Genomic DNA, 11,849 nt, shown 5'->3' with positions numbered 1-11,849 from the left:
CCGCACCAAGCGCCCACACTTATCGGTTGTTTAATTGTTAAAGAGCGGTATTGCTAAATTCTGTACTACTTACTGCCTGCTCGCTTTGCTACGCCGCTTTCGCTGGCGCCGCGTTGTTTGCAGCAGAGAAACGAGATTATGAAGAAGTTTTTTTCGCTTGTCAAGTCAGCGTCACATACTGCGTTTCGCTTTCTTGCTTGCGACCCCTTCAGGCCCGCCTCTCTTAGCAGCTATCGAAATATCAGGGTTAACCCTAAGTTTTCGGCAACTGCCAAGCCCAAGACTATAACACGATTTTTGCAGATTGCGCAACCGGCTTTTGCCTAACTTGCTGCAATCCTTGCAATAACCGCGCGGCGTTCATTTCTGACTGCTTTGCGGCAGGCCTGGCTCGAATCTTCTTGCCCGACCTGTTGTGCTTGCTTGGCTTCGCGTTTCAGAACTGTCCGAACTGCGAAGGAGCGAGACTATAGCACAGTTTTTTCGCGTGGCGCAAAACGGCGAACCCGTGGACCTGCACCGCTGCCATCGCCGCCTCTCCCCTATATATAGTGGTGATTCCCGCGGTTGCCCCATATAGATAGTTGTCTCGTCCACCTTGCCCTACGTTTACTATTCGCCTGTACGCCGCACCTTACTGGAGACGAACACGCTATGCCCCCAGCCATCGCCCTGAGCGAAGATATCCTGATCAATGTCACCCCCTTCGAAACCCGCGTTGCGCTGGTGGAACAAGGTTCGGTACAGGAGCTGCACGTGGAACGCAGCATCCAGCGGGGCCATGTCGGTAATATTTATCTGGGGCGGGTGGTCCGCGTACTGCCGGGCATGCAGAGCGCCTTCATCGATATCGGACTGGAGCGTGCCGCTTTCATTCACATTGCCGACCTGCGCGAGAACCGCGGTGAAAGAAGCCAGGGACTGACTCCCACTCCGATCGAAAAGCTGTTATTCGAGGGACAGACCATCATGGTTCAGGTGGTCAAGGATCCCCTGGGCACCAAGGGCGCACGGCTTTCCACCCAGATCAGCATGGCCGGCCGGATGCTGGTTTACCTGCCCCACGATCCGCATATCGGCATTTCACAGAAGATCGACGACGAATCCGAGCGCATCCAGCTGCGCGAACGCCTGCAGGCCTTGATGCCGGCAGAGGAAAAAGGCGGCTTCATCGTCCGCACACAGGCCGAAGGCGCCAACGACGAGGAACTGACTGCCGACCTGGAGTATCTGCGCAAACTGTGGACCAGCGTCCAGGCGGCGGCTCGCACCCAGCCCGCCCCCGCCCTGCTGCACCAGGATCTGACCCTGGCGCAGCGCGTGCTGCGCGACATGGTGGGCCCGAACACCGGCACCATTCTTGTGGATTCCCGCACGACCAGCGCCGCGATGCTGGAATGGGCGCGCATCTATACGCCCTCGGTCGTGGGCCGCATCCAGCACTACAGCGGGGAGCGCCCCCTGTTCGACACCGCCAACGTGGACGATGAGATTGCCCGGGCGCTATCTCGACGGGTGGACCTGAAGTCGGGCGGCTATCTGATCATCGACCAGACCGAGGCGCTGACCACGGTCGACGTCAATACCGGCGGTTTCGTGGGCGGCCGCAATTTCGATGACACCATCTTCAAGACCAACCTGGAAGCGGCCCAGGCCATCGCGCGCCAGCTGCGGCTGCGCAACCTGGGCGGCATCGTCATCCTGGACTTCATCGACATGGAGGAACAGGAACACCGCGAAACGGTGCTGGCCGAACTGAAGAAGGCGCTGTCGCGCGACCGCACCCGCATGACCGTCAACGGCTTTACGCAGCTGGGCCTGGTGGAAATGACGCGCAAGCGCACCCGCGACTCGCTGGCGCATCAGTTGTGCGAGCCCTGCCCCATGTGCGAGGCGCGGGGCAACGTGCGCACGCCGCGCACCGTCTGCTATGAAATCCTGCGCGAAATCCTGCGCGAGGCGCGGCAATTCAATCCCAAGGAATTCCGCATCCTCGCCTCGCAAGAGGTGGTCGACCTGTTCCTCGAAGAAGAAAGCCAGCATCTGGCGATGCTGGGCGACTTCGTGGGCAAGCGCATTTCGCTGGAAGTGGAAGGCGCGTACTCTCAAGAACAGTACGACATCATCCTGGTCTGATTTCAGGAAATCCTGTCCGTGGTTCCGACGAATTCCAAGGGGCAATAAAAGCCCCCATGGAACTGGGCGGCGATGGGATCCTCGGGGATGTTTTGAGCCAGGATTTCCGGGGCGAACACCTCGGAATCGTCCTGCGGCGCATAGCCCAGGAATTTCGCGTTGGAATTGTCCCAGCGGTTGCGCAGGTTGTTCGACACCCCGTAGACCACCGTAAAATGGTAGGACGCGTGTTCGACGCAGCGCGCCGTCAATTGCGCCATGTCGCGGTGGCTGATCCAGGTCAACAGCTGGCGGGCCTCGCTCGGGCGGTCGGGCGTACGGAACGTCCCGATCCGCAGGCAGGCGACTGACATGCCGTACTTGTCGGCGTACATCCGGCCCAGGGCCTCGCCGAACACCTTCGAGACGCCATACAGCGAGTCGGGCCGGGGCTGCACGGTGTCATCGAGGAATTTTTCCCGGCGGTGATAGCCGATAGCGTGATTCGAGCTGGCAAAGACCACCCGGCGCACGTTCTGACGCCGGGCCGCCTCGAATACGTTGTAGCAACCCTCGATATTCATGGGCAGGATTTTTTCCCAGACATCGGCGCCGGGGATACCGGCCAGATGGATGACGCAGTCAATACCCTCCATGCAGCGCTCCAGGGACTCGATGTCCCGGACGTCCATCGCGCAGATTTCCTCGCCGGCCTGCGCCGGTTCCTGCGGTGCGATGTCCGCCAAGCGCAGCAAGGCGTACCGGCCGCGCAGATGCGTGCGCAGGCAAAGGCCTATGTTTCCGGCCGCTCCGGTAATCAACACGCGCAGGTTTTCGGGTTGGTTGAAGGGTGTCATCAATCTGTCCAGTTTCTCTTGAATAGGAAAGCGCCGGGGCCGATGCCGTTTGCGCCGGTTACTGCTTCTGCTTGGCGGCGATCAGCGCGTCATAAAGCGCCTGGCCATTGGGCGCTTCGCCGACGAGCTTTTTCACGACCGGCCGCGTGGCCTGCACCATGGAATCGAGATTGCTGGGATAGACGATGGACACGCCCTTTTGCTCCATCGTTTTCATACCCTCGTCGTAGACCTTCTTGTAATAGTCGCGCGCATAGGCCATGGCCTCGTCCGCCGACTCCTTGATCATTTTCTGTTCCGCGGGCGAGAAGCGGTCCCAGCGGTCCTTGGACATGAGCAGCAGCGCTGGATGGATATTGACGTGCGTCATGTTGAAGTACTTGGAGACTTCGATGAATTTATCCGAGACGAACTGGTCCGGCGTCGTCTCGCCGCCATCGAGCACCTTCTGCTGCAGGGCCAGATACAGTTCCGAATAGGCCATGGGAGTGGCTTGCGCCCCCAGGGCCTTGTAGCTTTCGACATAGCCCGGCGACTGGATGACGCGGATCTTCATGCCTTTCAGGTCTTCGGCCGAATTGACGGGCCGGTTGCCGAAAACGTTGCGTTCGATCGCCGAAAACCAGCCCAGGCCAACCAGGCCGTACTTGGGCAGGACTTCCATGAATTTGTCGCCAGCCGGCCCGTTGAGGATCTGGTTGGCCTGGTCGACGCTGTCGAACAGGAACGGCGAGTCAAAGACCAGGAATTCCTTGACGATACCGTTCAAGGTCGGTTGGCCCGTGATGACCAGGTCGGTAGCCCCGGCCACCGCGCCCTGGATCATGGTCAGTTCGCCGCCCAGCTGCGAATGCGGAAACACGGAAATCGTGATTTTCCCGTTCGACTTCGCCTTCAGCACTTCGGCGAATTTCTGCGCGCCTACGTGGAACGGGCTGTCCGTCGTGAGCGTATGCCCGACGTCCATGTTCAGCGCATGCGACGGCGTGGCAAACATGAGTGCGCTCAGGACGCCGGCGCCAAACATCTTCTTGAATAGCTTCACTTCCATCTCCTCGGTTTTCCAGCCACCCACAGGACGCTGTCCTCGGGCAGCCGATTTAGTTCTTATAAGAAAAAGGTACTAATGGCGGGCACGTAAGAAATAATCAGGACATCGAGCACCAGGACGGCGAGGAAAATGACCAGATACTTCGCCAACTGGTGCATTTTCAACTGGGCGACTTCGCACACCACGAACAGGTTCACGCCGACCGGAGGCGTCACCATGCCGACCGCCAGGTTGGTGATGACGATCATGCCGAAGTGGATGGGATCGATGCCGAAGGTGACGCTGATGGGCGCCAGGATGGGCACGATGATGAGGATCGCCGCCAATGCCTCGATGAACATGCCGACCAGGAACAGCATGACGTTCACCAGCAGCAGGAACACGATCGGATTGGTCGTCACCGACCCGAGCATCGCAGCGACCTGCTGCGGCACCTGATTGATCGTCAGCAGGTAGGCGAACACGGCCGCGAACGCCACGATCAGCAGGATGATGGAGGACATCACCGCGGAGCGCGCGAAAATACCGAGCAGATCCTTGACCGTTATTTCCTTGTAGACGAACAGCCCAAGCGCGAGGCCGTACAACACGGCGATGCAGGAGGCTTCCGTCGCGGTAAACAACCCGCCGTAGATCCCGCCCAGGATGATGACCGGCATCATCAACGCCAGCGTCGCATCCTTCAGGGCGACCAGGACACCCTTGAGCCATCCGGTGAAGCTCACCGCGGTGACTGCGTCAAAGCCCTGGAAACGGGCAACCAGGCAGACCGTAAGGATCAGCGACACGGTGATCAGCAGACCCGGCAGGATGCCCGCGAGAAATAGCGAGCCGACCGACACGTTCGCCGTCAGCGCATACACGATCATGGGGATCGAGGGCGGGATGATCGCCCCCAGCTCGCCGGAGGATGCGGCAATGGAAGCCGCGAACGACCTGGGGTAGCCCTTCTTTTCCATTTCCGGGATCAGCACGGAGCCGATCGCGGCGGTAGTTGCGGACGAGGAACCCGAAACCGTCGCAAACAGCAGCGAGGTCAGCACCGCGACCGCACCCAGCCCGCCGCGGATCCAGCCGACGAAGGCATTGGCCAGTTGCACCAGCCGGGCAGCGACACCGCCCGAGGACATCAGATGCCCGGCCAGGATGAAGAATGGAACGGCCATCAGGCTGAACGAATCGAGCGACTGAAACGCCATCTGGGCCACGATCAGCAGCGAGCGGTCGCCCGCCTGCAGGGCAAACGCGGCGGACATGCCCAAGGCGGTGACGATGGGCGCGCCGATTATCAGGATCGCCGTAAACGATAAGAACAGAACCGGGATCACAGCGCCCCTCCTTCACTATTTTGCATGGCGGCGGCGGCTCTTTCCGTCTCTCCGACCGGCTGCGATGCTTCGACACTCATCAATTCCTTGACGACATGCGCGAAGGTATTCAGGCTCATCAGCACACAACCGATGAACATGAACACATAGATGTACGCCATGGGCATTTCCATCGCGGGCGACGTCTGCCTCATGCCAAGCTCGATCAATCTGATCGACTTCCAGGCCAGCAGCACGGCCAGCATCAAGGTCAGGATATGGGCGACAACGCGCAGCCAGCGCGCGACCGACTCAGGCACCATGCCGATGAAGGCATCGACGCCGATCAGGCGCAGGCGGTAGGTGGCGACCGCGCCGCCAATGAAGACGCTGCCGACCATCATGAAACGGCCCAATTCTTCCGCCCAGGGCGTGGAAAATGGAATGCCGGTATAGGTGTAAAGCAGCCGTACAAATACAGAAATTGAAATCGCCAGGACCATTCCTATAAGAAACAGTCCGGCGCACTTTTCAGCCGCGGCATTTATCGAATCCATTATTCGCTGCAGCGTTTGAAGCCTCTGGTGTGAGGCACAATACCCGGCCATGCTGAGCCCTCCCTCTTTGTCTCATTTATTTATTCGCCGCCTTTTTGAGCCAGGCGTTCGATAGGAAATATACTCAGCGGCATGCGATTCGTAAAATTCAAATAACGGAACATTCTTTTCAAAAAAAACGATCGTAGTGCCCTCGCGTCTTGATTCGGAGTTTCGATAATGTTGAGTGATCTCAAGCAGTTACGCGCTTTCCTCACGATCGCGCGTTTAGGCAACTTCACCAGGACGGCTCACGAACTGAATATTTCGCAGTCGGCGCTGACCATACAGATCCAGCAGCTCGAGTCCCATCTGCGCACGCGGCTGTTCGACCGCAACCACCGCAGCGTCAGCCTGACGCCGCGGGGCCAGGAGCTCTATCCGAGGATCGAAAAACTGGTGGTTGAAATCGAAGACCTGGTGACCCAGGCCCGCGACACCAGCGACCGGGAACGCGGCACGGTGACCGTTGCCGTGCTGCCCTCCCTGGCCGCCGGCCTCTTGCCGCAGGCGATCCACAGGCTGAACCGCGACTACCCGCGGATCACCGTCTGCGTGCGGGACACCGTGGCCTCCCGCGTCAACGACATGACGCGCAGCGGCGAGGTCGATTTTGGTATCGGCAGTCCGATCAAGCGCGATCAGGAGCTGGTCTGGGAGCAACTGGTGACCGACCGCTTTTGCGCCTACATGGCGCATGACTATCCCTGGGCCGCGCCGGACACCGTGACGCTCAAGGATCTGGCCGAGCATCCGTTGATATTGCCGGTGCGGGAGAGCAGCATCCGCACGCATATCGAGGCGGCAGCCGACAAATTGAAAATCTCGCTGCCGGCGGCCTATGAGGTCGTCTACAACTCGACCGTGCTGGCGATGGCGGCGCAAGGATTGGGCGTCGCCATTCTTTCTGAACTGGCTGCCCGCGAAGGCGATACCAACCGCCTGCGTTGCGTTTCCATCAGCAGTCCGCCGTTATATCGGCACATCGGCATCCTGCGGCGCGCGGGCCGCTCGCTGTCGCGGTCGGCGGAACTGCTGACCGCGGCATTGCGGGAAATCGCCGTCCAGGAATAACTGGAACACGCGCGCACGCGTAACAGGTAGCGGGCGCGACTTCACTTCATTATGTGTGGATTTTGTGTCTTAAAGATTCGATTGCAAACAATTCTGAAAGCGATGGCGGCAAGGAAGGCGACCCGATAAGCTGCGGGCGCCTTCAGGGTATACCCTGAAAATTTCTTTCTTTCGCTTTTAGGAGTTCGATGCGATGAAGTCCCTATTCCGTCCGTTCCTCGTCTTGGCCGCAGCGCTGCCGTTGATGCTGGCCGCTTGCGGCAACAAGGAACCCGAACAGCGTGCCGCGTTCACGCAGTTCCTGCAGACCCGCATCGTCGACAAGCCCGGCGTGCGCGTCCCGCAGTTGACGGATGAAGAGAAGAAGTCCTTCGGCGACTACGCCGCGCAATATGCGGTGATCACCGACTTCAATGCGGGCATGGATGCTTCGGTGAAGCCCTTGTCGGGCATCATGCAGAAAGGCTCCATGCGTTCGCTGAACGATATCGTGACGCGTCGCGACGACCTCAAGACCGTGCAAACCTCGCTCAATGAAATGGGCGCGGCGTTGAAGGAACAGCAGGCCAAGGCCGACGCCGCGCGCGCTCAGCTCAAGCAGCCGGAAGACCTGAAGGCGGTGTACGACAAGGCCTACGAGAAGACCGTGAGCCTGCCAGCCGACACCTTCCGCGACGTGCTGCCGCAGCTGAACGCAACCTTCGACAGCAGCCTGAAGATCGCCGACTACGTTGCCGCGCATGCCGCGCAGATCGACATTTCCGGTCCCATCGTCAAGGTACAGGATCCGGCCGTGCAAGCCGAGCTGAACAAGCTGCTGCAGGACCTGAACGCGCAAGCCAAGAACGTGCAACAGGCGCAAACGCGCATGCAGGCCGTCATGGTCGGCCGCTAAGCCACGCAGGATCGAAAAAGCCCCGCCGCGCGATGAGCGCGGCGGGGCTTTTTCATTCAGCGCCGGATCAAGACCCGGCCATTGCCACGCGATTGCGGCCTGACTCCTTGGCCTGGTAGACGGCCTCGTCGGCCGCCTCCACCAGGCCGGCGACCGTATCGTCGCCCTGCGGCACAGCGGTCGCGACCCCGACGCTGATGGTGACGATGCCGGCGGCGGCGTCCGCGTGCGGCACCTTCAGGCCGGCAACCGCCCGCCGGATGCTCTCCGCGATCTCCGCGGCGCGCTGGCGGCTGGTATTGGGCAGCAGCACGACGAATTCCTCGCCGCCATAGCGCGCCGCCAGGTCGCGTGGACGCCGGGCCTTTTTCTTGAGCACGCGCGCCAGCGTCGCCAGCAGTTGGTCTCCCTGCTGGTGGCCGTAGCGGTCGTTGTAGCGCTTGAAATGGTCGGCATCCAGGAACAGCAGCGATAGCGGCACGCGCTCGCGGCGCGCATTCTGCCATTCGCGCTCCAGCGTTTCGTCGAACGCGCGCCGGTTGGCCAGGCCGGTGAGCCCGTCCGTGCGCGCCTGTATCGCCAGCTGCGTCTCGACCGCCTTGCGCAGGATCATCTCGCGCCTGAACAGCACGATCAGCGCCACGACCGACAGCAGCAGCGCCGTAGTGACCAGGATGATGAAGAGCGCGCGGCGGTCCCAGGGCTCCATCAGCTCGTCCACGTCCATGGCCACGTCGATGATGAGCGGCGTGTCCTCGATGCTGGCGAAGGTGTAGTAGCGGTTCACGCCGTCTGGAGACAGCGCGCCGACGAACGAGCCTTCGCGGCGGATCAGGAATTGCTGGAAATCCAGCGCCATGCCGATGTCGCTGCCCAGGTCGTTCAGGGAATATGGGGCGCGCAACAACACCAGGCCATCGTTGCGGAAGACGCTTATTTCGTCGCGCTCGCCGATCGACAGCGCGGCAAAGCGGTCGCGGAAATAGGCCAGGCGCAGCGAACCGCCCACCACGCCGGCGAAGCTGCCGTCCGGATTGGACAGGCGCCGGCTGATGGCGATGCTCTCGTCGCCACCGCGCAGGCGGCTGCGGTAGGGTTTGCTGACATACATGCCGACGTCGTCGGCATCGCGATGCACCTGGAAGAAATCCCGGTCGGCGAAACTCACATCCGGCGCATCCAGATCCCCGGAGTGGTAACGGATATTGCCGTCCTTATCCAGCACCACGACGGCGCCCAGGTATTCGGCGGTGGATGGCCGGTCGAACAGGAAGCGATGCTGGGTTTCAGGCGCCAGCTGAGCCAGGCCCGGTTCGCGCAGGCGTTCGGCCATGCCCTGCAGCGACAGGTCGTAGACATGCAGGGTGCGGCTGATGTCCGCGGACAGCACGCCGGTGATGTTGCGCGCCGAAGCGTGGGCGGCGTCCCAGGTGGCGCGGCGGTCGATCCAGAGCAGCGCGACCGCGGCCGCGCAGATGCCGATTGCGACGAGCACCGCCAACGCATACAGGGCGCGTTGCACAAACCCGCGAGACTTCAATACGGCGCTCCTACGCCGGGGACGTCCGGGGGACGCGGATCATTCCGGCAGAGATTTACGCCGCAGATGATGCCGCCGCCGGACAAGCCGCGCAAGATCCGCCCCTAAAAAACCCCAGCGCCGCAGCTTCCTCAGGTCGCCGCGACCGCCGCGATGCGGAAGGGAAAGGCCTTGGCGCCCTTGGCCCTGTCGGTTTCGCGGTGCGCGCCGATCGACCATGCCGGGCCGGTTCCGCCCGTGTGCGACACCAATTGGCGCATGGAGCCCGCCGAAAATCCGCATCGCAAGGCCCGGGCCTGCCGCCGGGCCAGTTCTACTCCAACAGCGTGCGGTGTCGTGGAAATCCGATCCGATTGCAGCATGGCAGCCCCCTGGCAAATGCTCGTCATGGATGACGAGTCAGTGCGGATAAATCTACCTCAGCCACCAGCGCCTGCGCGTGAAATGATGCGAAAAGTAATGCAACGATCAGGAAATAGTCTATTACACCGACGGGCTGGGCGCGGCGCTCTCGGCTTCCCGGTCGGGCTGGTCGTTGCGGCCGTCCGGGGCGCTGGTCATATTGCCGTAAAGCAGCGAGCGGCCGGCGAACAGCCCGCCGGCCACCTCCAGGTCGAAACGCTCGGTGTCGCGCCTGCGCACATCCTGCACCACCTCGGCGGCTTCATCGGGTGGCACGCCGATCACGCGCAGCGCGGCCTCGCCAAAGGCCAGCGCCGATTCCAGGGTTTCGCGCACCTGGTAGTCGACCCCTTCCTTGGCCAGCGCCAACGAATGGATACGGTCGTATGCGCGCACCACCACCCGTATCAGCGGGAATTCGGCCTTGATCAGCTTGACCATGTGGTTGACCGCCTTGGGGTCGTCGATGCAGATCAGGATGGCGCAGGCATTTTCCGCGCCGGCGGTGCGCAGCATGTCGATGCGCGTGCCGTCGCCGTAATAGACCTTGACGCCCCATTTGGCCGCTGCCCGGATCGCGTCGGTGTCGGTATCCAGGATGGAGACCGTCAGGTCGCGAGCCAGCATCGCCTGGGTCACGATCTGGCCAAAACGCCCGAAGCCCACGATGAGGGCGCAGCCCTCCAGATCCTTGGCCACATCCACGTCTTCCATCGAAGGCTGCGGCTTGGGCAGAAGCCAGCGCAACGCCAGCACGCACAGCGGCGTGAGCGCCATGGAAATGATAACGACTGCAGTCAGCACGGCGCCGGTGTGGGCATCGAAGATGCCGGCGGCGGCTGCCGCCCCGTACAGCACGAAAGCGAATTCACCGCCCTGCGCCAGCAGGGCCGCGCGGGTCATGGCCTCGGCATGCGTCGCGCGCAGCACCCGCGCCACCACGTACACGCCCACCGATTTCACCAGCATGAACACCGCCACCGCGGCCAGGATCAGCGGCCATTCGCGGGCCACCGCCGACAGGTCCAGCGACATGCCCACGCCCAGGAAGAACAGGCCCAGCAATATGCCGCGGAACGGCTCGACTTCGGCCTCCAGCTGATGGCGGAAGGTGGATTCGGACAGCAGCACGCCTGCCAGGAAGGCGCCCATCGCCATCGACAGGCCGCCCAATTCCATCAGCAGCGCCGCGCCCAACACCACCAGCAAGGCGGCTGCCGTCATGACCTCGCGCGCATGCGCGGCGGCCAGCAGGCGAAACAGCGGGTTGAGCAGCCAGCGGCCGGCGGCCAGCAATGCCAGGATGCACGCCACCGCGATGGCCGACTGTATCCACGGATCGCCATGGCTGGAATTGCCAGCCGGCGCCAGCAGGGTCGCCAGGGCCAGCAGCGGCACGATGGCCAGGTCTTCCAGCAGCAGGATCGAGACGATGCGCTGGCCCTGCGCGCTGGCGGTGTCGCCGCGTTCGCCCAGTATCTGCATGACGATGGCGGTGGACGACAGCACGAAACCCATCGCGGCCATGAAAGCCGCCGGACCCGACAGCCCCGCCAGCAGGCCGACCACCGTCAGCAGGCCGCCGCAGGCCAGCACCTGTGCGACGCCCAGGCCGAAGATCTCGCCGCGCAGCTTCCACAGCCGGGAGGGCTGCATTTCCAGGCCGATGATGAACAGGAACATCACCACGCCCAGTTCGGCCACGTGCAGGATGGATTTGGGATCGGAGAACAGGCCCAGGCCGAAGGGGCCGATCACCAGGCCGGCGGCCAGGTATCCCAGGACGGATCCCAACCCCAGGCGCTTGAACAGGGGAACCGCGACGACCGCAGCCCCCAGCAGGACGACGACATTGACTAGCTGATTGCCTTCGGCAGGCAGGGACATGGGGCGCTCCAGATGCACGGCGGACCAAAGCGCCTCGGGGCGCCGCCCCGCCCGCAGCGGACGGGGACCGGGCCTGCCGGCAGGCCCGGCTCCATTTTCCGGCAATCCGGACGCTTGGCAATCCG

General features: G+C 62.3%; 10 protein-coding genes. 3 read left to right on the top strand and 7 right to left on the bottom strand.

Going from position 1 to position 11,849, the window contains the following annotated elements:
• Window positions 1–672: 672 nt before the first annotated feature.
• A complete protein-coding gene (gene rng, locus N5C88_RS04635) occupies window positions 673–2,136 on the top strand; it encodes a ribonuclease G (RefSeq protein ID WP_059378637.1) in 1,464 nt (487 codons plus the stop codon).
• 2 nt (window positions 2,137–2,138) lie between these two features.
• Here rng and N5C88_RS04630 read toward each other — a convergent pair whose 3' ends face one another.
• The 4 genes from N5C88_RS04630 to N5C88_RS04615 are packed head-to-tail and all read right to left on the bottom strand — an operon-like array spanning window position 2,139 to window position 5,887.
• Window positions 2,139–2,972: an NAD(P)-dependent oxidoreductase gene (locus tag N5C88_RS04630; protein WP_118932259.1), complete on the bottom strand. Its 834-nt coding sequence runs from the start codon at window positions 2,970–2,972 to the stop codon at window positions 2,139–2,141.
• Window positions 2,973–3,030: 58 nt separating this feature from the next.
• On the bottom strand, window positions 3,031–4,023 hold the full coding sequence (locus N5C88_RS04625; RefSeq protein ID WP_059380407.1) for a TRAP transporter substrate-binding protein: 993 nt from the start codon (window positions 4,021–4,023) through the stop codon (window positions 3,031–3,033).
• A 56-nt stretch (window positions 4,024–4,079) separates the two neighbouring features.
• Window positions 4,080–5,351: a TRAP transporter large permease gene (locus N5C88_RS04620; protein WP_118932257.1), complete on the bottom strand. Its 1,272-nt coding sequence runs from the start codon at window positions 5,349–5,351 to the stop codon at window positions 4,080–4,082.
• Entirely contained in the window at window positions 5,348–5,887 is a 540-nt protein-coding gene (locus tag N5C88_RS04615; RefSeq protein ID WP_280014758.1) for a TRAP transporter small permease, read from the bottom strand. The genes N5C88_RS04620 and N5C88_RS04615 overlap by 4 nt, the downstream gene beginning before the upstream one ends.
• A gap of 219 nt (window positions 5,888–6,106) precedes the next feature.
• Between N5C88_RS04615 and N5C88_RS04610 the strand changes: the two genes are divergently transcribed.
• Window positions 6,107–7,000, top strand: coding sequence for a LysR family transcriptional regulator (locus N5C88_RS04610; RefSeq protein WP_118932255.1), 894 nt, complete (start codon window positions 6,107–6,109; stop codon window positions 6,998–7,000).
• A 193-nt stretch (window positions 7,001–7,193) separates the two neighbouring features.
• On the top strand, window positions 7,194–7,895 hold the full coding sequence (locus N5C88_RS04605) for a DUF3053 domain-containing protein (RefSeq protein WP_118932254.1): 702 nt from the start codon (window positions 7,194–7,196) through the stop codon (window positions 7,893–7,895).
• Between the two features lie 67 nt (window positions 7,896–7,962).
• Here the strand turns inward: N5C88_RS04605 and N5C88_RS04600 are convergent, their stop codons facing one another.
• From N5C88_RS04600 to N5C88_RS04590, 3 genes are all read right to left on the bottom strand, one after another.
• Entirely contained in the window at window positions 7,963–9,435 is a 1,473-nt protein-coding gene (locus N5C88_RS04600; protein WP_165867816.1) for a sensor domain-containing diguanylate cyclase, read from the bottom strand.
• Window positions 9,436–9,566: 131 nt separating this feature from the next.
• A complete protein-coding gene (locus tag N5C88_RS04595; RefSeq protein WP_262422092.1) occupies window positions 9,567–9,695 on the bottom strand; it encodes a hypothetical protein in 129 nt (42 codons plus the stop codon).
• A 223-nt stretch (window positions 9,696–9,918) separates the two neighbouring features.
• Window positions 9,919–11,724, bottom strand: a complete 1,806-nt coding sequence (locus tag N5C88_RS04590; RefSeq protein WP_118932252.1) for a monovalent cation:proton antiporter-2 (CPA2) family protein — start codon at window positions 11,722–11,724, stop codon at window positions 9,919–9,921.
• Window positions 11,725–11,849 lie beyond the last annotated feature (125 nt).

Origin of the sequence: Achromobacter sp. GD03932 (genome assembly GCF_029839485.1) — a bacterium.
Classification (GTDB): Bacteria; Pseudomonadota; Gammaproteobacteria; order Burkholderiales; family Burkholderiaceae_B; genus Achromobacter; species Achromobacter bronchisepticus_A.
The sequence above is the reverse complement of the archived record's forward strand: the minus strand, read 5'-3'. Positions and strand labels throughout refer to the sequence as shown.